Annotated in this window: 15 protein-coding genes; 9 read left to right on the plus strand and 6 right to left on the minus strand. The window is 71.5% G+C overall.

The window, feature by feature from the left end; translation table 11 throughout:
• Positions 1-131 precede the first annotated feature (131 nt).
• From ACGFMM_RS00085 to ACGFMM_RS00095, 3 genes are all read left to right on the plus strand, one after another.
• A complete protein-coding gene (locus ACGFMM_RS00085) occupies positions 132-1,658 on the plus strand; it encodes a Re/Si-specific NAD(P)(+) transhydrogenase subunit alpha (protein WP_393641577.1) in 1,527 nt (508 codons plus the stop codon).
• A gap of 1 nt (position 1,659) precedes the next feature.
• Entirely contained in the window at positions 1,660-3,078 is a 1,419-nt protein-coding gene (pntB, locus tag ACGFMM_RS00090) for a Re/Si-specific NAD(P)(+) transhydrogenase subunit beta (RefSeq protein WP_393641579.1), read from the plus strand.
• A 259-nt stretch (positions 3,079-3,337) separates the two neighbouring features.
• A complete protein-coding gene (locus ACGFMM_RS00095) occupies positions 3,338-7,033 on the plus strand; it encodes a S8 family serine peptidase (protein ID WP_393641581.1) in 3,696 nt (1,231 codons plus the stop codon).
• A gap of 79 nt (positions 7,034-7,112) precedes the next feature.
• Here the strand turns inward: ACGFMM_RS00095 and ACGFMM_RS00100 are convergent, their stop codons facing one another.
• Positions 7,113-7,688: an AMP-binding protein gene (locus ACGFMM_RS00100; RefSeq protein ID WP_393641583.1), complete on the minus strand. Its 576-nt coding sequence runs from the start codon at positions 7,686-7,688 to the stop codon at positions 7,113-7,115.
• Positions 7,689-7,894: 206 nt separating this feature from the next.
• On the opposite strand from ACGFMM_RS00100, the gene ACGFMM_RS00105 reads away from it, so the two are divergent.
• On the plus strand, positions 7,895-8,509 hold the full coding sequence (locus ACGFMM_RS00105) for a TetR/AcrR family transcriptional regulator (RefSeq protein ID WP_393641585.1): 615 nt from the start codon (positions 7,895-7,897) through the stop codon (positions 8,507-8,509).
• Between the two features lie 16 nt (positions 8,510-8,525).
• On the opposite strand, the gene ACGFMM_RS00110 is transcribed toward ACGFMM_RS00105, so the two are convergent.
• Genes ACGFMM_RS00110 through ACGFMM_RS00120 form a run of 3 tightly spaced genes read right to left on the minus strand, consistent with a single transcriptional unit; the run spans position 8,526 to position 11,768 of the window.
• Entirely contained in the window at positions 8,526-9,824 is a 1,299-nt protein-coding gene (locus ACGFMM_RS00110; RefSeq protein ID WP_393641587.1) for a sugar ABC transporter permease, read from the minus strand.
• Positions 9,821-10,633, minus strand: a complete 813-nt coding sequence (locus ACGFMM_RS00115) for an ATP-binding cassette domain-containing protein (protein ID WP_393641589.1) — start codon at positions 10,631-10,633, stop codon at positions 9,821-9,823. The genes ACGFMM_RS00110 and ACGFMM_RS00115 overlap by 4 nt, the downstream gene beginning before the upstream one ends.
• 43 nt (positions 10,634-10,676) lie before the next feature.
• On the minus strand, positions 10,677-11,768 hold the full coding sequence (locus tag ACGFMM_RS00120; protein WP_393641591.1) for a substrate-binding domain-containing protein: 1,092 nt from the start codon (positions 11,766-11,768) through the stop codon (positions 10,677-10,679).
• A 266-nt stretch (positions 11,769-12,034) separates the two neighbouring features.
• Between ACGFMM_RS00120 and ACGFMM_RS00125 the strand changes: the two genes are divergently transcribed.
• The 3 genes from ACGFMM_RS00125 to ACGFMM_RS00135 all read left to right on the plus strand — a co-directional run bounded on the left by ACGFMM_RS00125 (position 12,035) and on the right by ACGFMM_RS00135 (position 15,698).
• Complete coding sequence (locus ACGFMM_RS00125; protein ID WP_393641593.1) at positions 12,035-13,273, plus strand: NAD(P)/FAD-dependent oxidoreductase; 1,239 nt, start codon at positions 12,035-12,037, stop codon at positions 13,271-13,273.
• Positions 13,274-13,346: 73 nt separating this feature from the next.
• Positions 13,347-14,276, plus strand: coding sequence for an RNA polymerase sigma-70 factor (locus tag ACGFMM_RS00130; protein WP_393642767.1), 930 nt, complete (start codon positions 13,347-13,349; stop codon positions 14,274-14,276).
• A gap of 174 nt (positions 14,277-14,450) precedes the next feature.
• Positions 14,451-15,698 carry a serine hydrolase domain-containing protein gene (locus tag ACGFMM_RS00135; RefSeq protein WP_393641595.1) on the plus strand — a complete coding sequence of 416 codons (1,248 nt, stop codon included), beginning with the start codon at positions 14,451-14,453 and terminating at the stop codon, positions 15,696-15,698.
• Between the two features lie 48 nt (positions 15,699-15,746).
• On the opposite strand, the gene ACGFMM_RS00140 is transcribed toward ACGFMM_RS00135, so the two are convergent.
• Positions 15,747-17,588 (minus strand): glycoside hydrolase family 15 protein, encoded by a 1,842-nt coding sequence (locus tag ACGFMM_RS00140; protein ID WP_393641597.1) that lies wholly within the window; start codon positions 17,586-17,588, stop codon positions 15,747-15,749.
• A gap of 179 nt (positions 17,589-17,767) precedes the next feature.
• Here ACGFMM_RS00140 and ACGFMM_RS00145 point away from each other — a divergent pair, with 179 nt between their 5' ends.
• Together ACGFMM_RS00145 and ACGFMM_RS00150 are read left to right on the plus strand one after the other, a co-directional pair.
• On the plus strand, positions 17,768-20,062 hold the full coding sequence (locus tag ACGFMM_RS00145) for an MMPL family transporter (protein WP_393641599.1): 2,295 nt from the start codon (positions 17,768-17,770) through the stop codon (positions 20,060-20,062).
• Positions 20,063-20,086: 24 nt separating this feature from the next.
• Positions 20,087-21,622: a hypothetical protein gene (locus ACGFMM_RS00150; RefSeq protein ID WP_393641601.1), complete on the plus strand. Its 1,536-nt coding sequence runs from the start codon at positions 20,087-20,089 to the stop codon at positions 21,620-21,622.
• 9 nt (positions 21,623-21,631) lie between these two features.
• Here the strand turns inward: ACGFMM_RS00150 and ACGFMM_RS00155 are convergent, their stop codons facing one another.
• The gene (locus tag ACGFMM_RS00155) at positions 21,632-22,525 is read right to left on the minus strand and encodes an aldo/keto reductase (RefSeq protein WP_393641602.1); all 894 of its coding nucleotides are present in this window, start codon (positions 22,523-22,525) and stop codon (positions 21,632-21,634) included.
• Between the last annotated feature and the right edge of the window lie 33 nt (positions 22,526-22,558).

Consider the following 22,558-nt stretch of genomic DNA (forward strand, 5'->3'; position numbering starts at 1 on the left):
ACTCGTGGGTCCTGTTCAGGGAGAGCTCTCGACGGTCAAGCTGAGCGGCGTGCTCCGGATCACGGTGGGCGCACTTCTGATCGAGTTGGGAACAGGCCGTTGTCGGCAAGAGCAGCGAACGGAGAACACTCGTGATTGTCGGAGTCCTCAAGGAAGCGCGGGCAGGTGAGAGTCGCGTTTCGGCCACCCCGGCCACGATCGAACAGATCCGCAAACTGGGGTACGACGTCGTCGTCGACCCGGGCGCGGGCGTCGCGGCCGGCTTCACCGACGCCGCCTACGAGGCTGCCGGTGCGACCATCGGCGACGCGACGGCCGCGGAAGTGGTGCTGGGCGTCAACGCCCCGGATCCGTCCCAGCTTGACCGGGTACGGCCGGAAGCCACGGTGATCGCGCTGTTCGCGCCGGCGTTCGACCCGGCGATGGTCGAGGACCTGGGCCGTCGCCCGTTCACCGCGCTGTCGATGGACGCCGTGCCGCGCATCAGCCGGGCCCAGTCGATGGACGTGCTGTCGTCCATGGCGAACATCGCCGGCTACCGCGCCGTCGTCGAGGCCGCGCACGAGTTCGGGCGCTTCTTCACCGGCCAGGTGACCGCGGCGGGCAAGGTCCCGCCGGCGAAGGTGCTCATCGCGGGCGCCGGCGTCGCCGGTCTGGCGGCGATCGGCGCGTCGGGCTCGCTCGGCGCGATCGTGCGGGCGACCGACCCGCGTCCCGAGGTGGCCGACCAGGTCCGCTCGCTGGGCGGGGAGTACCTGTCGATCGAGTCCGCCGAGGTCGAGGTCTCGAAGACCGGTTACGCCAAGGAGATGGGCGACGACTACAAGGCGCGCGAGGTCGAGCTGTACGCCGCGCAGTGCCGCGAGGTCGACATCGTCATCACCACCGCGCTGATCCCGGGGCGCCCCGCGCCGACGCTGATCACCGCGGAGATGGTCGCGAGCATGAAGCCGGGCTCGGTGATCGTCGACATGGCGGCCGCGAACGGCGGCAACGTCGTGGGCACCGTGAAGGGCGAGAAGGTCGTCACCGAGAACGGTGTGACGATCATCGGTTACACCGACCTCGCGGGCCGGCTGCCGGCGCAGGCCTCGCAGCTCTACGGCACCAACCTGGTGAACCTGCTGAAGCTGATGACGCCCGACAAGGACGCCCAGCTGGTCCTCGACTGGGACGACCAGGTGCAGCGCTCGATCACCGTCGTGCGCAAGGGTGAGCTGGCCTGGCCGCCCCCGCCGGTGCAGGTCTCGGCGGCCCCGGCTCCCGCGCCCGCGGCGGCCGTGGCGGCTCCGGCGCCCAAGAAGGCGCCGATGACCGCGAAGCAGAAGTTCGGCGGCGTGGCCCTGGCCGCGCTGGCGCTGTTCCTCACCGCCGGGTTCGCGCCCGCGGCGCTGCTGCCGCACGTCACGGTCTTCGTGCTCGCGATCGTGATCGGGTACTACGTCATCGGCCACGTGCACCACGCGCTGCACACGCCGCTGATGTCGGTGACCAACGCGATCTCCGGGATCATCGTCGTCGGCGCGCTGCTGCAGATCGGGCAGACGAGCACGACGGTCACGGTGCTCTCGTTCGTGGCGATTCTTCTGGCCAGTATCAACGTCTTCGGCGGCTTCGCGGTGACGCGTCGCATGCTCGCCATGTTCAACCGGAGCTGACATGACTGCGACCATCGCCGCACAGGCGGCCTACCTTGTTGCTGCGCTGCTGTTCATCCTGGCGCTGGCAGGACTTTCCAAGCACGAGTCGGCACGGCTCGGCAACGCGTTCGGCATGCTCGGCATGGGCGTCGCGCTCGTCGCGACGATCGTGCTCGCGGTGGACGGCGACGTCAGCACCGCAGGCCTCGGCCTGATGGTCGTCGCCATGCTGATCGGCGCGCTGATCGGCCTGCAGCGGGCCCGTGGCGTCGAGATGACCGGTATGCCCGAACTCATCGCGCTGCTGCACTCCTTCGTCGGTCTGGCGGCCGTGCTGGTCAGCTGGAACGGCTACCTGGAGGTCGAGAACCACCCGGGCGGCCACGAGGCCAAGGCCCTGGACGCGCTCGGCACGCTGGGCATCCACCACGCCGAGGTGTTCATCGGCCTGTTCATCGGCGCGGTGACCTTCACCGGCTCCATCGTGGCGTACCTGAAGCTCGCGGCGAAGATCAACTCCAAGCCGCTGGTGCTGCCGGGCAAGAACTTCCTGAACCTGGGCGCCCTGGGCCTGTTCGTCGCCCTGACCGTGTGGTTCGTCATCACGCCGCAGCTGTGGCTGCTGATCACCGTGACGGTCCTGGCGCTGGCCCTGGGCTGGCACCTGGTGGCCTCGATCGGCGGCGGCGACATGCCGGTCGTGGTCTCGATGCTCAACAGCTACTCCGGCTGGGCCGCGGCCGCCTCGGGCTTCCTGCTCGGCAACGACCTGCTGATCATCACCGGCGCCCTGGTCGGCTCGTCCGGCGCCTACCTGAGCTACATCATGTGCAAGGCGATGAACCGCTCGTTCTTCTCGGTCATCGCCGGCGGCTTCGGCATCGAGGCGCCGTCGAGCTCGGACGTCGACTACGGCGAGCACACCGAGATCACCGCCGAGAGCGCCGCCGAACTCCTCGGTTCGGCCCGGTCGGTGGTCATCACGCCCGGGTACGGCATGGCCGTCGCCCAGGCGCAGTACCCGGTCGCCGAGCTCACCTCGAAGCTGCGCGCCAAGGGCGTCGACGTACGGTTCGGCATCCACCCGGTCGCCGGCCGCCTGCCCGGCCACATGAACGTGCTGCTGGCCGAGGCCAAGGTGCCGTACGACATCGTGCTCGAGATGGACGAGATCAACGAGGACTTCTCCGAGACGGACGTCGTCCTGGTGATCGGCGCCAACGACACGGTCAACCCGGCCGGCGCCGAGGACCCCAGCAGCCCGATCGCCGGCATGCCGGTGCTCACCGTCTGGGAGGCCGGCAAGGTCATCGTCTTCAAGCGCTCGATGGCCTCCGGCTACGCCGGTGTGCAGAACCCGCTGTTCTTCAAGGAGAACACCTCGATGCTCTTCGGTGACGCGAAGGCTCGGGTCGAGGACATCGTCGGCGCGCTCTGAGCGACGCCATACGTCATACGCAAGGGCCTCCTGGACCGGTTCCAGGAGGCCCTTGTGCTGCACGGGGGCGGTCACCCCATGTGACGTCACCGCAAGCCACACCCTGAGTGGGTGACGCTCCGTCATGCCGCCCTGGCAAGTAGCCGCCATGGCACGTTGCCGCCACCGACCGGCAGCTCCTGAACCCGCCGCATGCCCCCCACACTTTGCGGAACGCCCGGCTCCACCCCCGTTACCGGGCGTCAAAGGAGAGGCATTCATGACCAGAGCACCCGCGAGGAGGCGGGTCCGGCTGCTGGCGGCAGGGCTGTCGCTCGTACTGCTCCCGGCCGGACAGGCCCTCGCCACGGAGACCCCGGGCGGCCCGAACGAAGCGGCTCCGAACCCAACCGCCGCGCCCGCGCGGTCGGCGCCCCGGCACACCGTCACGCTCATCACCGGCGACAAGGTCACCGTCACCGACCTCGGCGGCGGTCGGCAGGCCGTCACCGTCGAGCGGCCGAAGGGCGCCACCGGCGCCGTACGCAGCGAGACGTCCAACGGCCGGATCACCGTCATACCCGACGAAGCCCGCCCCTACCTGGCCTCCGGCGTCCTCGACCGGCGGCTGTTCGACGTCACCGGGCTCATCCAGCAGGGTCTCGGCGCGGGCGAGGCGCTGCCGCTCATCGTCACGTACTCCCAGGGCAGCCGGGCCGCCGCACCGCGCGGCGCCGACGCCGTACGGGCCCTGCCGAGCATCGGCGGCGTGGCGATGAAGGCCGATCCGGGCCTCCTCTGGGACGCGGTGGCCACCTCGCGCCGCACCTTCTCCGGCGGCATCGAGAAGATCTGGCTGGACGGGCGCGTCCAGGCCGACATGGCCCAGTCCAACGCCCAGATCGGCACCCCCGCCGCCTGGGAGGCCGGGCTCACCGGCAAGGGCGTCAAGGTCGCCGTCCTCGACACCGGCGCCGACACCGGCCACACCGACCTCGCCGGACGCATCAGCACCACCAAGAGCTTCATCGAGGGCCAGGAGGTCGCCGACCGCAACGGCCACGGCACCCACGTCGCCTCCACCGTCGGCGGCAGCGGCGCCGGCTCCGACGGCAAGGAGAAGGGCGTCGCGCCCGGCGCCGAACTCGCCGTCGGCAAGGTCCTCTCCGACGACGGCTTCGGCAGCGAGTCGCAGATCATCGCCGGTATGGAGTGGGCCGCGAAGGACGTCGACGCCAAGATCGTGTCGATGAGCCTCGGCTCGCGCGAGGGCAGCGACGGCACCGACCCGATGGCCGAGGCAGTCAACACCCTGTCCGCGCAGACCGGCGCCCTGTTCGTCATCGCCGCCGGCAACTCCGGCGCCCCCGGCACCATCGGCTCGCCCGGCGCCGCCGACTCCGCGCTGACCGTCGGCGCCGTCGACGCCGCCGACCACGCCGCGTACTTCACCAGCCAGGGCCCCCGCACCGGCGACTTCGCCCTCAAGCCGGACCTGTCCGCGCCCGGGGTCGGCATCCTCGCCGCACGCTCCCAGCTCGTCCCCGGCAGCGGCCTGTACACCTCGATGAGCGGCACCTCGATGGCCACCCCGCACATCGCGGGCGTCGCCGCGCTGCTCGCCGAGAAGCACCCCGACTGGACGGGCGCGCAGCTCAAGGACGGGCTGATGTCGTCGTCGAAGCCGCTCGATGCGTCGCCGTACGCGCTCGGCGCCGGCCGCGTCGACGTGCCGGCGGCGACGGGCGCCACGGTCACCGCCACCGGCTCCGCCGACCTCGGCTTCTACAGCTGGCCCTACCCGGCCAACCAGCCGGTCGCCAAGCCGGTGACGTACACCAACCACACCGACGCGCCCGTCACCCTGACGCTCGCCGTCGAAGGCATGCCCGCCGGCGCCGCCACCCTCGCCGACGCCACGCTCACCGTGCCCGCGCACGGCACCGCGCGGACCACCGTCACCGGCGACGGCGGCAAGGCGCCCGTCGGCAACAGCGGCGGCCGGATCACCGCCACCGCGGCCGACGGAAAGGTCGTCGCCCGCACCGCGCTCGGCCTCGTCAAGGAGGAGGAGCGCTACACCCTCACGGTCCACGTCAAGGACCGTGACGGCGCCCCGACGCCCGCCTACCTGGGCGTGCAGCGGCTCGCCGCGGGCGTGGACCCGTTCCCGGCCGCGGTCGGCGAGTCCGGAACGCTCGAACTGCGCCTGAAGCCGGGTACGTACACCGTCGACACCTTCCTCGACGTGCGCGGCTCCCACGGCAAGGACTCCCTCGGCGTCGGCCTGATCACCGCGCCGGAGATCGTCCTCGACCGCGACCGCGCAGTCACCCTCGACGCACGGAAGCTGCGCGAGATCCGGGCGGAGGTCGACAAGCGCACCGAGACCCGGCAGCTCATCATGGAGTTCGACCGCAAGGCGAACGGCGCTCACTACGGCGGCGCCGTCATGGTCCCGCCGAAGTACGACTCGGTCTTCGCCGCGCCCACCGAGAAGCCCGCCACCGGCACCTTCGACTACCGGACCGTGTGGCGGCTCGGACAGCCGATGGTCGAGGCGAAGGTCGACGGGGTCCGGCTCTCCGGCGCCACCCCGCAGGGCGGTACCACGGTGCTCGACGGCCGGTTCCGGCTCGGGCTCGTCGACGCGGGCACCGGCACGGCCGCCGAGTACGAGGGCAAGGACGTCGCCGGAAAGGCCGTCCTCGTCCGCCGCGCCGGCGACGCCGACACCGCCCAACTCGCGCAGAACGCCCAGGACGCCGGTGCCAAGGCCCTGTTCGTCACCGACGACCGGCCGGGCCGGCTGATGTCCTGGTTCGGCACGGCGCAGTACGAGGACCGGCCGCTGGCCGTCGCCACCGTCAACGCCGCCGACGGGGCTCTGCTCGCCGCCGGCGCCGCGCGCGGCGAGCGGCTCGACCTGACCGGCACGCGCTACACGCCGTTCACGTACGACCTCTCCGAGTCCCACCCGGGGCGGGTCGGCGAGGACCTGGTCTTCCACCCGTCCGACGAGGAACTGGCCACGGTGGACTCCACGTTCCACATGCCGACGGCCCGCAAGGAGACCGGCGGCGAGTTCCGCTACGCGATCACCGACGCCTTCCCGAGGGGCTGGGGCTTCAAGGAGCGGATCGCGTTCCCGACCCAGCGCACCGAGTACGTCTCCACCGGCAAGGGCCAGTACTGGCACGAGTCCGTCGACCTCGACCAGTCCCTTGAGCAGCGCGGCGGTCTCAGCACCTACCGCGGCGGCAGCAAGGCCCGCCTGACGTGGTTCGAGCCGGTCTGGCACCCGTGGCTGGGCACCGGTCTCGGCTGGGGCCAGACCCGCCGGGGCAACACCCTGCGGTTCAACACGCCCGGCTGGGGCGACTCCGGCTACGACCACACCGGCTTCGGCAACGTGTGGAACGACGACTCGATGAAGCAGTTCACCGAGGTGTACGTCAACGGGGCCCGGGTCGACCGCAAGACGGGCTCCGGCGCCTACGCCTGGACCGCGCCCGCGGAGCAGGCCGAGTACCGGGTCGTCACGGACACCGCGCTCGACCCGGAGCGGTGGCGGCTGTCGACGAAGGGCCACGCCGAGTGGACCTTCCGCTCCGCGGAGACCGCCACGGACCGGGAGACCTTCGTCCCGATGATCAACCTCGGCTTCGACGTGGACACCGACACCCTCGGCGACGTCCGCGCGGGAAGCCGGCTGCCCGTCGGGATCTCCGCGGAGTACGTCAAGGGCGCGACCGGCACCGGCACGATCGGCGCCGGCACCCTGGAGGTCTCGTTCGACGACGGCACGACCTGGACGAAGCTCGGCCTCGACCGGGTGGAGGGCAAGGACGCGGCGTGGAAGTCCGCCGTGACCGTGCCGGACGGTGCGCGGTTCGTCTCGCTGCGGGCCTCGGCGACCGACGACCGGGGCGGCGCGGTGAAGCAGGAGATCATCCGGGCGGTCGGCGTGAAGTGACCTGCTGACCCCCGGGAGACCGCAGCCCGGTACGGCGCAAAGGCGTCGTACCGGGCTGCACGACGGAGCCCCGCTCGGATCAGTCCGTCGTCAGCTCGCGCTTGAGGATCTTGCCGGTGGCGGTCATGGGCAGGGTCGGGCGGAACTCGACGATGCGCGGGTACTTGTGGCCCGCCATGTTCTTCCTGCCCCAGGCCACCAGCTCCTCCTCGGTGACGGTGGAACCCGGCGTGCGGATGACGAAGGCCTTGACCTCCTCGCCGTGGCTCGGGTGCGGCACTCCGACCACCGCGGCGAGGCTGACGTCCGGGTGGGTGTGCAGGACCTCCTCGATCTCGCGCGGGTAGACGTTGAAGCCGCCGCGGATGATCAGGTCCTTGGTGCGGTCGATGATGAAGAGGTAGCCGTCGGCGTCGCGCTTGCCGATGTCGCCCGTTCGGAACCAGCCCTGCTCGTCGATGGCTTCGGCGGTCGCCTCCGGCCGGTCGAGGTAGCCCTTCATCACGTTGTGGCCGCGGACCTGGATCTCGCCGGGCTCGTCCACGTCCGCCTCCGAGCCGTCGCGGCGGGTGACCCGGACCTCGACGCCCCAGATCGGCAGCCCGATCGAGCCGATCTTTCGCGGACGGCCCGGCCAAGAGCGCGCGAGATTCAAACTCGAATCGATTCGAGTTTAGCCATCGGAAGAGTGCCGTCAAGGTCTTGTCATCGGTGAGGTCGATTCGAGTTCGGGAGTCGAGGAGACCACGTTTCACCTGCGCATTGATCGTTGCCGTTCGGGGTCTTGACGTGGGTGCGAGACGGGTCTAGGGCGTTCGGCGCCCCTGCTCAACGCGTCCCCCGCTGGTACGATCCGGAATCATGATCGACAAGGCAGCCGGGCGGCCGGCCGTGGTGCAGCGGCGCAGGATCGAGCGGGTGAAGGCCATCCTGGACGCCGCCGAGGCCCTGCTCGGCGAGCAGGGGTACGAGGCCGCCACGCTCAAGGCGATCGGCGAGCGGGCCGGCATCCCGACCGCGTCCGTCTACCACTACTACCGCGACCGCGGCGAGGTCGAGACCGAGCTGCTGCAGCGCCACGTGACCTGGTTGCGCGAGCGGATCGCCGCCCGGCTCGGCGAGAGCGCGCCGCGGTCCGTACGCGACACCGTCGACGCCGTGATCGACCCGCTGTTCGACTACGGCCGCCGCAACCCCGCCTTCGTCCAGCTCTGGCGGGAGCGCGGCGCGACGCTCGCCGAACTGGGCCGCGCGTTCGACGAGTCGGTCGCCGAGCAGACCTGGCGCGTGCTGGTCAAGCACCGGCTGATCGACGCCGACACCCCGCTGTACGTCATGCAGTGCGCCTTCGAGGCCGGCGACCGGCTCTTCGACCTCGCGTTCGAGCGCTCCCCGGGCGGCGACGAGACCACGATGAACGAGGCCCGCAGGCTCGTCACGGCGTACCTGGAGACCTACGCGCCGCAGGAGGACTGACCCCCTACTGACCCGCTCAGGCCCGTCCGGCGGCCTTCTGGCTGCGGCGGGACAGGGAGTCCACGACCACGGCGGCCAGCAGCACCGAACCGGTGATCATGAACTGGACGGCGTTGCTCACGCCCATGATGTTCATGCCGGACTGGATCGAGCCGATCACCAGCGCGCCGAGCAGCGCCGACCACACCGAACCGCGCCCGCCGAACAGGCTCGTGCCGCCGATGACCGCGGCCGCGATCACGTTCATCAGCAGATTGCCGCCGCCGGAGGTCTGGCTCGCCGACTGGATCTGCCCGGCGAGGAAGATGCCGCCGACCGCCGCCATCGTGCCGGCGATCGTGAAGACGCTCATCCGCACGAACGGCACGCTGATGCCGGCCCGCCGCGCGCCCTCGATGTTGCCGCCCACCGCGAAGACCTGCCGCCCGTAGCGGGTGCGGCGCAGCACGAAGTCCAGTACCACCAGCAGGATCAGGAACAGCAGCAGCGCCAGCGGCAGCCCCTGGTACTGGTTCAGGATGTACGCCGTGGCGAACGCGATCGCCCCGATCACCACCGTGCGCAGCACGATCTCGGCGAGCGGCCGGTACGGCACCCGCGCCACCCGCCGCCGCCGGGAGTCGAGGAGCTGGGCGAACAGGAACAGGCCGACCCCGACGCCGGCGGCCACGTACGCCGCGGCCGGGCTCTCAAAGATCTTCGAGTACAGCTCGGCGACCACCGACTCGCTCGGGATGTTGACCGTGCCGGTGCTGCCCAGCACCTGCAGCATCAGCCCGTTCCAGGCGAGGTTTCCGGCGAGCGTCACCACGAAGGCGGGCACGCCGACCTTGGCGAAGAAGAAGCCCTGGATGAGCCCGACCGCCGCACCGCCCGCTATCGCGACCAGCAGCGCCAGCCACTGGTTCATCCCGTTCAGCACGTTGAGCACGGCGAAGATCGCCGCGCACAGGCCGCTGACCGAGCCGACCGACAGGTCGATCTCGCCGAGCAGCAGCACGAACACGATCCCGACGGCGATCATTCCGGTGCCGACGATCTGCTGGCTCAGGTCGGACAGGTTCTGCGCGGAGAGGAACGCGCTGTCCAGACTGCCGAACACCGTCCAGATGATGATCACGGCGATCACGACGGGCAGCGAGCCCAGTTCGCCGCTGCGCAGCTTGCGCCGGAATTCGGTCACGTATCCGCGGACGCCCTCCTCGCGCACGATCAGCCGGCTGTCGACGGCCGGCATCGCCTCCGGGGCGGGCTGCTGGGCGGCCGAGTCGTCGGGGATGCGGTTCGGGCCGTCGGAGTCGCCGCGCCGTCTCATCGTCCCTCCTCCCCACGGGCCTCCCCGCGGGCCTCCCGTTCCTCGCGGATCCGGGCCTGGCGGCGGGTGACCGCGCTCTCCGTGGCCCCGGTGATCGCGGAGATGATCTCCTCGGTGGTGGTGGCGCGTTTGTCGAAGACGCCGTTGTTGCGGCCGAGGCGCAGCACCGCGATCCGGTCCGCGACCGCCATCACGTCCACCATGTTGTGGCTGATGAGAATGGTCCCCAGGCCGTGGCCGCGGAGCCGCTCGACGAGGTCGAGGACCTCGGCGGTCTGCTCCACGCCCAGCGCGGCGGTCGGCTCGTCCAGGATCACGACCTTCGGGTCGCCGACCAGGGAGCGGGCGATCGCCACCGTCTGGCGCTGGCCGCCGGAGAGCGAGGCGACCGGGATGCGTACGGAGGGGATCCGGATCGACAGGGTGTCGAGCAGTTCGCGGGAGCGCTGCTCCATGCGGACCTCGTCGAGCACCCCGAAACGGCGCAGTTCCCGGCCGAGGAAGAGGTTGCCGACCACGTCCAGGTTGTCGCAGAGCGCGAGGTCCTGGTAGACGGTCGCGATGCCGAGGTTCTGGGCGTCGTGCGGCCGGTGGATGGAGACCGGCCGGCCCTGCCACTCGATGACGCCCTCGTCGGGCGGGTTCACCCCGGCGATCGCCTTGACGGCGGTGGACTTGCCGGCGCCGTTGTCGCCGACCAGCGCGACCACCTCACCGGCGTGGACGTCCAGATCGAAGTCGGACAGGGCCTGGACCGCGCCGAACCTCTTGGAGACCCCCCGCAGTGTCAGCACAGGTGCATCCGGCAACTCAACCGCCTCCTCGGCGGGAACCGCCTCGTGGGGGTCGCTCCTACTCGAGCCCGGCCTCCTTGCAGGCCGCCTCGTAGGCAGGCGTGCAGATCTCGTCGACCGTGTACAGACCGTCCTTGACGACCGTGTCCTGGATGTTGTCCTTGTGGACCACGACCGGGGTCAGCAGATTCGCCGGGACCTTGTCGCCGCTGCCGCTGGTGACGGTGATGGGGGTCAGGTCCTCCGGAATCGGCTTGCCCTCGGCGAGGTTGACGGCCATCGTGGCCGCGATGTCGGCCTCGGGCTTGTACGGCTTCTCGACGGTGATGGTCTGAGTGCCCAGCAGAATCCGTTGGATGGCGTCGAGTTGGGCGTCCTGACCGGTCAGCGGCACGTTCATGCCGGCCGACTTCAGCGCCGTGGCGATGCCGGCGGCCAGACCGTCGTTGGCGGAGTAGACGCCGACGATGTTGTCCTTGCCGAGTGCGCTGATCGCGCCGGACATCTGCTGGTTGGCGTTGTTCGGGTCCCAGTTGGGAGTGTCGTACTCCTTGCCGATCTTCACCTTGCCGTCGAGGACGGAGTGCGCGCCGGCCTTGAACTCGGCCGCGTTGGGGTCGGTCGGGGAGCCGTTGTGCATCACGATCTGCCCGTCCTCCGCCTTGTCGCCGAGCGCCTCGAGCAGCGCCCTGCCCTGCAGTTCACCGACCTTGCGGTTGTCGTACGAGACATAGGCGTCCACGGGGCCCTGGGCGAGACGGTCGTAGGCGACGATCTTCACGCCGGCCTGGTTGGCCTTCTCCACCGACGACTGGATCGACTTGGCGTCCACCGCGTCCAGGATCAGCACCTGGTCGCCCTTGGCGAGCGCCGTGTTGACCTGCTGCTGCTGGGTCGTCGCGCTCTCGGCCGCGTTGTAGTAGTCGATCTGGGCGTCCGGCGCCAGTTCCTTGATCTTCTGCTCGATGTACGGCCGGTCGAACTTCTCGTAGCGGGTCGTCTTGCTCTCCGGCAGCAGCAGTCCGATCTTGACGTCCTGCTTCGCCGCGGCGTCGTCCGACGCCAGCGCCGTTCCCGTCGTGGCCGCCAGCCCCAGGGTCAGGGCCGCGGCTCCGGCCACCGCGATCGCGCCTCGCACTGTACGGGTCATGGGAGGCTGCTCCTTTCGCGCGCCGACCGTTCCTCCCCACACCGCGGAGGGGCCGCGGGAGCGCGGGCGCGCCTCTGACCAGACACCTGGTCCATACATCGACATTAGTCCCAACGGTTCGGGGCGACCATTCGGGTGATCATCGACTACGGTCGACGCGCGGCGCATGATCATGGACTTCGCGGCTGTGATCCGGGTCACGTGTGTCACAACCTCAGGGCCTGCGGTGTCTCAAGGCCGAACCCCCTGGAACCGGAGGAGACACCATGACCGAGCACACCGCCCCCCGCACCCGGATCGTCGTCATCGGCGGCGGCTACGCCGGCGTCATGGCCGCCAACCGCATCACCGGCCGCACCGATGTCGCCGTCACCCTGATCAACCCGCGCCCGGCCTTCGTCGAGCGGATCCGGCTCCACCAGTTGGTCGGCGACACGCACGCCGCCGTCGTCGACTACCGGGACGTCCTGGCCGACGGCGTCCGCCTCCTCGTCGACACCGTGGACCGGATCGACGCCCCGCAGCGCAGCCTGACCCTGGCGAGCGGCGGCACGATCCCGTACGACTACCTGCTGTACGCGGTGGGCAGCGGCAGCGCCGACCCGAGCGTGCCCGGCGCGGCCGAGTTCGCCTACCCCATCGCGTCCCTGGAGGAGGCCGAGCGGCTTCGCCCGGTCGTCGAGCAGGCCGCCGCCGAGGCCCCCGTGACCGTCGTCGGCGCCGGCCCGTCGGGCATCGAGACGGCCGCCGAGCTGGCGGAGCAGGGCCGCCGGGTGACCCTCGTCTGCGGCGGGGTGCTCGGCCCGTACCTGCACCCGCGCGGCCGCCGCTCCGTCGCCGGCCGGCTCGCCGACCTCGGGGTGACCGTCGTCGAGGGCCACGACGCCAAGGTCACCGCGGTGACCCGCGACAGCGTGGAACTCGCCGACGGCCGCACCCTGCCGAGCGCGGTGACCATCTGGACCGTCGGGTTCGGCGTCCCGGACCTGGCCGCACACAGCGGGCTGACCACCGACGCCCTGGGCCGTCTGATCACCGACGAGACCCTGACCAGCGTCGACGACGACCGCATCCTCGCGGCCGGCGACTCGGCGGCGCCGTCCAACCTGCCGTACCGCATGAGCTGCCAGGCCGCCGGCCCGCTGGGCGCGCACGCCGCCGACACCCTGCTCAGCCGCCTCGACGGCGCCCGGCCCGCGACCCTCGCCATCGGGTTCGCCGGACTGTGCGTCAGCCTGGGCCGCCGCCACGGCATCTTCCAGTTCGCGCGCAAGGACGACAGCGCGAAGTCGGGCCACCTCGGGGGCGTGCCCGGAGCGAAGCTCAAGGAGTTCATCTGCAAGCACACGGTGAAGCAGCTGGCGGACGAGGCCCGCAGGCCCGGTACGTTCCGTCTGCACAAGAAGTCCAAGTCGGAGGGGAAGCGGCGTCAGGAGATGCTCGCGCTGCGCGCCGGGCAGTCCGGCGCGGCGCTCCCCGAGGCCGCGCCCGCGGCCCGGAGCTGAGGGAAACGACGTGAAGAGAAGGGAAGTCGCCGTGGACGAGCCCGAGGTGCCCGAGAGCCCCGACGAACTCGGCGTGAGCGACGGGGACTCGCGCGAGCGCGCCGTACGTGACCGGGACGCCGCCGACCCGGCGACCGAGGCGTTCGTCGCCCACCGGAACCTCCTCTTCACGGTCGCGTACGAGATGCTCGGCTCCGCCGCCGACGCCGAGGACGTCCTCCAGGAGACCTGGCTGCGCTGGGTCGACGTCGACCTGGACCAGGTCCGCGACCGGCGCGCGTACCTGGTCCGGATCACCACCCGCCAGTCGCTCAACCGGCTGCGCAGCCTGTCCCGCCGCAAGGAGTCCTACGTCGGCCAGTGGCTGCCCGAACCGCTGCTCACCACACCGGACGTGGCCCTGGACGTCGAGCTCGCCGAGAGCCTGTCGATGGCGCTCATGCTCGTCCTGGAGACGCTGTCCCCGACCGAACGCGCGGTCTTCGTGCTGCGCGAGGTCTTCGACGTCGGCTACGACGAGATCGCCGCCGCGGTCGACAAGAACCCCGCGACCGTACGGCAGATCGCCCACCGCGCCCGCAAGCACGTCGACGCCCGGCGGCCGCGCGAGGCCGTCTCCCCGGACGCGACCCGCGCGGCCCTGGACTCCTTCCAGCGCGCCGCGACGACCGGAGACATCCAGGGCCTCCTCGACGTCCTCGCCCCCGACGTCGTCCTGATGGCCGACGGCGGCGGCTTCAAGCAGGCCGCGCTCCGCCCCGTCATGGGCGCGGACAAGGTGGCCCGCTTCCTCCTCGGCGGCAAGGCCAAGCTCGACGCCACGCTCACCATCGAGCCCACCGTCGTCAACGGCAACCCCGGCCTGCTGTTCCGTCTGGACGACGAGCTCGACGGGGTCATGGGCATCAGCTTCGAGGGCGACCGGATCACCGGCCTGTACTACGTCCGCAACCCCGAGAAGCTCACCCGCATCGAGGAGGAGACCCCGCTCACGGCGCGCTGAACTGCCGCCGCCACTCGCACGACTCTCCGCCGGGCCGGCCCTTTCGAGGGCCGGCCCGATTTTTTTCGCGTGTCCCGGGAACCGAATGCCGGCCTCCGCGTTCATGATCCATGGAGCCCGCGGCCGACCACCGCACCGCTCCGCCGAACGAACGAGAAGAGCCGAGGAGACAACGTGCCCTTGTCACTGCACCGCCGTCTGGCCGTGAGTGTCACCGTGATCGCCGCGCTTGCCGGGGGGCTCGCGCCGGCGGCCGCCGTCGCAGCGCCCGCCCCCGCCGCGCCCACGCCCGCCAAGCCCGTACCCGCCCCGGACATGAACAGGGTCGTCGCCGCGCTGAACGACGCCCTGGCCAAGGGCGCGCCGGGCGCCATGGCGCGCTACTCCGGCCCCGACGGCGTCCGGAGCCGCACCGTCGGCGTCCGCGACAAGGCGTCCGGCGCGGCCATGGACATCCGTGCCCGCTTCCGCATCGGCAGCGTCAGCAAGACGTTCTCGTCCGTGGTGCTGCTCCAGCTGGTGCAGGAGGGCCGGGTGGAACTGGACCGGCCGGTGAACGGGTACCTGCCCGGCCTGCTGCCCGACGACCGGATCACGGTCCGTCACCTGCTCACCCACCGCAGCGGGCTGGCCGACTACACCGACAAGATGTTCGCGCAGACCGTGCCGGGCTTCGAGGCGGTACGGAACCGGGTCTTCACCTACCAGGAGCTGGTGAACCTGTCGCTCGCCGAGCCGCGCACCACCGAGCCGGGCGTCGCGTACAAGTACTCCAACACCAACTTCGTCGTCGTCGGCATGCTCATCGAGAAGCTGACGGGCCGCCCGGTCGCCGACGCGTACAAGCAGCGCATCATCAAGCCGCTGGGGCTGCGCAACACCTCGTACGTGCACCCCGACACCGCCATCAAGGGCCTGCACGTGCGCGGTCACCTGCACCCCGACGAGGCCGGGGCACCGCTCGTCGACTCGACCGAGCAGACCGTGTCCTGGGCGCAGTCCGCCGGGGCGTTCATCTCCACCCCGGCCGACCTCAACACCTTCACCAGCGCGCTGATGCGCGGCCGGCTGCTCTCCCCGGCGATGCTGGACGCGATGACGACGGTGACGCCTACGGACACCACGAACACCCGCTTCTACGGGCTCGGCCTGCGCCGCTACGACCTGTCGTGCGGGACGCAGATCTTCGGCCACACCGGCACCGTGCAGGGCTACTACACGTACGCCTTCTCGACCCGTGACGGCCGCCGCAGCCTGTCGGCCGTGGCGAACACCTCGAACCACGGCGTGGCCAACACCGCTTTGGGCGGCACCCTCGAGGCCGCGTTCTGCGGCACCCCCGCCAAGACCGGCAGGTCCGCCCTGAAGGCGGAGCCCCGTCCGGTCGCGCCCGCGGACCGTGACCTGCCTGAGCGTCACTGACGCCGCGGCTCGGACAGTGCCGGGCCGCGGTCCCGTACCGCGGCCCGGTCACACCGGTCCGGGGCGGCCGTCCAGGGCGTCGTCCAGCGTCGTCGCCGCCATGATCAGGGACAGATGGGTGAACGCCTGCGGGAAGTTGCCCAGTTGCTCGCCGCTCGGGCCGATCTCCTCGGCGAACAGGCCCACATGGTTGGCGTACGTCAGCATCTTCTCGAAGGAGAACCGGGCCTGACGCACCCGCCCCGCCCGCGCCAGCGCGTCCACGTACAGGAAGGTGCACAGGCTGAACGTGCCCTCCGAGCCCCGCAGTCCGTCGGGCGAGGCGGCCGGGTCGTACCGGTACACCAGGCTGTCCTTCACAAGGTCCCGCTCGATCGCGTCGAGCGTCGACAGCCACATCGGGTCCGTCGGGCTGAGCAGTCCGACCCGGGGGATCAGGAGCAGTGAGGCGTCGACGACGTCCGCGTCCCCGTACGACTGCACCAGCGCCGCACGGCGCTCGCTCCAGCCCCGGCTCATCAGCTGCTCGAAGATCTCGTCCCGGCTCCGCCGCCAGGTCTCCAGGTCCGCCGGGCGGCCGAACTCCTCGGCGAGCCGCAGCCCGCGGTCGAACGCCACCCACGACATCACCCGGCTGTACGTGAAGTCCTGCTGCCCGCCCCGCGTCTCCCAGATGCCCTCGTCAGGCCGGTCCCAGGACCGCGCCAGCCAGTCGAGCAGGCTCGAAACCGCCTGCCAGCTCCGGTAGTCGGGGCGCGCGTCCAGGCCGCCGCGGCGCTGTGCGAGCGCGTACAGCGCCTCGCCGTAGATGTCGAGCTGCAGCTGGTCCGCCGCGCCGTTGCCGACGCGCACCGGGTACGAGCCGCGGTAGCCCTCGAAGTGCTCCAGGATCTCCTCGGACAGCAAGGGGTCCCCGTCCACCCGGTACATGATCTGCAGCGGGCGGTCCCCGTCCGCCGACGACGCGGCCCGCTCGGTGACGCGCGCGGCGAGCCAGCCGGAGAAGGCCGCCGCCTCCTCCACGAAGCCGAGGTCGAGCAGCGCGCGGACGGCCAGCGAGCCGTCGCGGATCCAGGTGTAGCGATAGTCCCAGTTGCGCTCGCCGCCGACCTGCTCCGGCAGCCCGAGCGTCGCCGCGGCGATCGGCGCGCCGGTCGGTAGATAGGTGAGCAGCTTCAGCGTGATGGCGGAGCGGTGCACCATGTCGGGCCAGCGGCCGCGGTACCGGGTGGTCCGCACCCACGACTGCCAGTAGTCGACGGCGTCCCACAGCATCCCCTCCGCCTCCTGCGGACGGGGCAGCGGCGGTACGGGCGCGTCGGGGCCGGTCACCGTGAACGCGGCGCCCGCCAGCCCGCCCTCGGCGAGCTCCAGGCTGCCGCGCACGTCGTGCGGCCCGTCGTGCTCCAGCGGCACGCTCGTCTGCAGGAACCCGCAGATGCCCGAGGCCCGGAAAGCGGCGGTGCGTCCTTCCAGCGTCGTCTCGTGAGGATCGGCGCCGAAACCGAAGCGGGGCCGGCACTCCAGGGTGAAGCGGACCTTGCCCCGGGTGCAGCGCATCACCCGCAGTATGGCGTGCCGGTCGGAGGGGACCGCGGAGCGGATCGGCGGCATCCAGTCGATCAACTCACCCACGCCGTCGGGGGACATGAAGCGGGTCACGAGCAACGCCGTGTCCGGGTAGTACAGCTGCTTCACCGACACGTCCGGCCCGTCGACGGAGAGCCGGAAGTACCCGCCCCGATCGTGGTCGAGCAGGGCAGAGAAGATGCCGGGCGAGTCGAAGCGTGGGGCCGCGAACCAGTCGACCACGCCCTCGTCGGAGATCAGCGCGGACGTCTGGAGGTCGCCCACCAGGCCGTGGTCCGCGATCAGCGGATAGCGCTTCATGGCTCCACTATCACGGCCCCGGCGCTGCCGCGCGCTTCGGACCCGAGATGCCGGTGGGGCGCCCAGGACCAACAATGACCCTATGGACCGAGTGCACTCCTGCGGTCCACTCCTTTCGCTCGGGGACGTACGCACGCAACGGACACGCCAACCGGAACGTCAACGGATACGGCCACGACATGAACGCAGGTAGCTCTCCGCAGGGCAGCCGCGCACCGGGCAAGAGCGGGCTGTACCGCCTCGGACACTGGTGCGCACGGCATTTCGTCGTCGTCATCGTTCTCTGGCTGGCCGCCGTCGGCGGCCTGCAGGCGCTCGACCGGGCGTTCGGGGGCGAGTACTCGGACAACTTCTCGCTCCCCGGCGTGCAGTCGACGGAGGGTCTGGACGTCCTCCAGGCGCACGACCCCTCGGCCGGCGGCTACGGCTCCCAGATCGTGCTGAACCGGCCCGCCGGGCCGCTCACCGACCAGGCCGCCACGGTCGACGCGACCGTCGACGCGCTGGAGAAACTGCCCGACGTGATCAGCGTCCAGAACCCGCTGCCGCCGCCGGGCTCCACGCCGCAGCCGCCGCCTCCGGGGACGCCGAACGTCGGCCCGCTGTCCACCGACGGCAAGACCGCGTACATCTCCATCCGCTTCAGCGTGACTCCCTCCGTCCTCGGCGACGACTACCTGAACGGCGTAGACGCCGCCGTCCAGCCGCTGCGGGACGCCGGCGTCACCGTCGAGTACGGCGGCTCGCTCGGCGAACTCGCCCGGCCGGAGGCCGACGACCGCACCAGCGAGGCGATCGGCTTCGCCGTGGCGATCGTGGTGCTGCTGATCGGCTTCGGCAGCGTCATCGCGGCCGTTCTGCCGCTGATCACCGCCCTGATCGGGGCGATCTGCGGACTGGCCCTTCTCGGTCTGATTGCGGCCGCGTTCACCTTCGGCACCGTCTCGCCGACCCTGGCCACCATGATCGGTATCGGTGTCGGCATCGACTACGCGCTGTTCCTCATCACCCGGCACCGCCAGAACATCATGGACGGCCACGATCCCGCCGACTCGGCGGGCCTGGCGACCACCACGAGCGGCCGGGCCGTCCTCGTCTCCGGATGTACGGTGATCATCGCGCTGTCCGGGCTGTGGGTCTCGGGCGTCACGTTCATCGGCAAACTGGGGCTCGCGGCCGCGTTCACCGTGATCACCGCGGTCCTCGCGGCGCTCACCCTGGTCCCGGCCATGCTGGGCCTCGTGGGCAAGCGCATCGACAAGTACCACGTGCGCACCCCCGTCGCGGAGACCGAGCCCGAGGCCGGCGCGGTGGCGGGCGAGGAGTCCGGCGCCGCCGCGCACGGCACCTGGCACCGGTACGCACAGCGGGTCGAACGGCGCCCCTGGACGTTCCTGGTGTGCGGGGTGGTCGCCCTGGTGATCCTCGCCTTCCCGGTGTTCTTCATCCAGCTCGGGCACATCGGCGACGGCGCCGACCCGGAGTCCTTCACGGACCGGCGGGCCTACGACCTGATCTCCGAGTCGTTCGGACCGGGCGCGAACGGGCCGCTCACGCTCGTCGTGGACCAGACGTCCGTGCCCTCGGCGGACCGCGCCGACCTGGCCACCAAGCTCCAGCAGTCCCTGACGAACGTGCCCGACGCCCACTACATCACCCCGCTGCGCCCCACGCCCGACGGCGACGTGCTCATCGGCACCGCGTACTCGGTGGCCTCCCCGCAGGACGAGGAGACCACGCAGCTCACCGAGCACCTCGTCGACGACGTCCTGCCGCAGGCCGTCGCCGGCACCGACGCCCAGACGTACGTCACCGGCACCACGGCGGCCCAGGTCGACTTCCTGGAGATCGTCTCCAGCCGGCTGCCGCTGATCATCGCGGTCGTCGTCGGGCTCGCCTTCCTCGTCATCCTCATCGTCTTCCGCGGACTGCTGGTCGCGCTGAAGGCGGCCGTGCTCAACGTGCTGTCCATAGCGGCCTCGTACGGCGTGGTCGTCGCCGTCTTCCAGTGGGGCTGGGGCGGGCCGGCGCTGGGCGTCAACGGCGAGGTGCCGATCGAGAGTTACGTGCCGATGATGATGTTCGCGATCGTCTTCGGCCTGAGCATGGACTACGAGATCTTCCTGCTCTCCCGCGTCCACGAGGCATGGCTGCGCACCGGGGACGCCAAGGCGAGCGTCGCCCACGCCCTGGAGATCACCGCCCGGGTCATCACCTGCGCCGCGCTGATCATGGTGAGCGTGTTCGCGGCGTTCATCGTCTCGGACAACATCGTCATCAAGATGCTCGGCCTCGGGCTCGCGGTGAGCGTGCTCATCGACGCCACGATCGTCCGTCTGCTGCTCGTGCCCGCGGTCATGACCCTGCTCGGCAAGCACGCCTGGTGGACCCCACGCTGGCTGGACCGGATCCTGCCGCACCTGGACGCGGAGGGCGAGGCGGCGCTGGAGCGCGATACCGGGGTGAAGTCCTAGGGACACGTGGGGCACGATGCCCCGGTGAATCGAGTATGGGAGGGGCTCGCGGAGAATCCGTCGCTGCCCGCGGAACTGGTGGACCGGCTGATCGGCGCCGCGGTGCGGGAATCGGACGAATGGCTGGCGCGGTGGCTCGGCGACCGGGACGACCTGGACCGCGAACAGGTGCGGACGCTGGCCGAGTTCGACGACCTCACCGCGGCGGGACTCGCGCGCCGGGGGCTGCTGACCGCCGCCGACGTCGACCCGGTGACGCGGCCTCGGACGGCGCTCGCCCTGCTGGAGGAGGGCCGCGCGGGGGAGTCGACCGCGCCGTGGGCGCGGCTGCTCGTACGGGACCCCGACGTGATGCGCCGCGAGAAGCTGACGGAATGCCCGGGGCTGCCGCAGGACGTGGTGGAGACGCTGCTCGCCGACCCGGAGATCCGGGTGGTGGCGGAGGTGGCGATCTGGACCACGTCACCGGAGCGGGCGGCGGCGCTGGCACGGCATCCGCACGCCAAGGTGCGGCGCGGGGCGGCCACCAACCCGGTCACGCCGCCGGAGGCGCTGGCGGCGCTCCTCACCGGGGAGGGCCTGACGCCGGCGGACCGCTGCGAGGTCTGCGACCGGGAGCCGCCGCCGTTCGTGCACGCCGCGGACTGCCCGCGCACGGACTGCGACCTGCCGCCGGACGCGCGGTGCGACGGCACGCACGAATACACCGTGCACTACACGCGGCTGGCCGCGCTGGAGAACCCGGCGACCCCCGCGGACGCGGCGGCGGGCTACGCCGACGCCGAGTCGATGCTGCACCGAGCGGCCGTCGCCGCCCGCACCGACCTGCCGCCATGGGCGGCCGTCCGGCTGGCCGCCGACGAAACGCCGTACGTACGGGAGGAGTTGGCGGCCAACGCGGCGATCGGCGAGGAGACGATGCGCCTGCTGGCCCGTGACCCCTACGACGACGTGCGCCGCGGTCTGGCGCGCAATCCACGGATCCCCCTCGACCTCCTGTCGGAGGTGGCGGCCCGGACGAAGCCGGCCGCGGGGGTGCTCCCGCGCGTGGCGGCGGCGACGCGGGACGAGCTGGAACTCCTGGCGGCCTCGCCCCTGCCGTCCACCCGCCTGCTGGCGGCCCGCCGCCGGGATCTTCCCGCCGAGCTGCGCGACGCGCTGGCGGCGGACGCCGACGCGAAGGTGGCCGGGGCGGTGGCCCCGCACACGGGACTGACGGAAGGTCAACTCCGGGAGATCCTCCGACGATTCGGCCCACAGGCGGCCGCGGCCGTCGCGTCCAACCCGGACGCGTCCCCGGCGCTCCTGACCGACCTCGCCGCCCTGCCCGCCCCGCCGCGCAAGGCGCTCCAGGCGATCGCCGCCCACCCGCACGCCACCCCGGCCGCCCTCCGCGCCTGCCTCGGCCACCCCCGCACCCGCTCCCTCGCCGCCGCCCATCCCGCCCTGCCGCCGGACGTCCTGGTGTCCCTGCTCGTCGACCCGGACGAGTCCGTGGCGGAGGCGGCGGCCACGAACCCGTCACTGCCGGTCGGGGCCATGGCGAACCTCGTCCCCTGACCGGCGCGGTCAGCGGCGGGCGACGGAGCCGAGGAGCCGCAGGTCGTCCTCGGTCAGCCGGAGTCCGCCCGCCGCCACGTTGTCCTCGACGTGAGCCGGGTTGCCCGTACCGGGGATGGCGAGGACGTGGTCGCCCTGCGCCAGGATCCATGCGAGCCGGACCTGCGCCGCCGAGACCCCGTGCGCGCGGGCCACGCCGAGAACCTCGTCGTGCTCGGCCCGGACCGCCCCGGACTCGCGTCCCTCGCCCGCGAGGGAGAAGTACGGCACGAAGGCGATCCCCCGGTCCCCGCAGGCGCGCAGCATCGCCGCCCCGTCGGCCGCGTCGATCCCGTACCTGTTCTGCACGCACACCACCGGCGCGATCGCCTGCGCCTGGTCCAGGTGCTCCGGGCGGGCGTTGGAGATGCCGAGGTGGCGGACGAGTCCGGCGGTGCGCAGTTCGGCGAGGGCCCCGAAGTGCTCGCCGATGTCCTCCTGGCCCATGATGCGCAGGTTCACCACGTCGAGGTGGTCGCGGCCGAGCTGGCGCAGGTTCTCCTCGACCTGGCCGCGCAGTTCGCCGGGCCGGGCCGAGACGGCCCATGCGCCGGAGGCGTCGCGGGCCGGGCCGACCTTGGTGGCGATGACGAGGTCGTCGGCGTACGGCGCCAGCGCCGAGTTGATCAGCTCGTTGGCGGAGCGCAGCCGGGAGAAGTAGAACGCCGCGGTGTCGATGTGGTCGACGCCGAGTTCGACGGCGCGGCGCAGGACGGCGATCGCCCGGCCGCGGTCGCTGGGGACGCCCTCCTGGAAGGCGGCGCTGCCGGTCAGGCGCATGGCGCCGAAGCCGATCCGGCGGACCGTGAGGTCACCGAGCGGCCAGGTGCCCGAGGCTTGTGCGGTGACCGTGCGCGACATCATCAGTTCCCTCAACTCCATCCGTTCGTCGGCCCT

The sequence above is a fragment of the Streptomyces sp. NPDC048604 genome, from assembly GCF_043199435.1.
GTDB lineage: Bacteria > Actinomycetota > Actinomycetes > Streptomycetales > Streptomycetaceae > Streptomyces.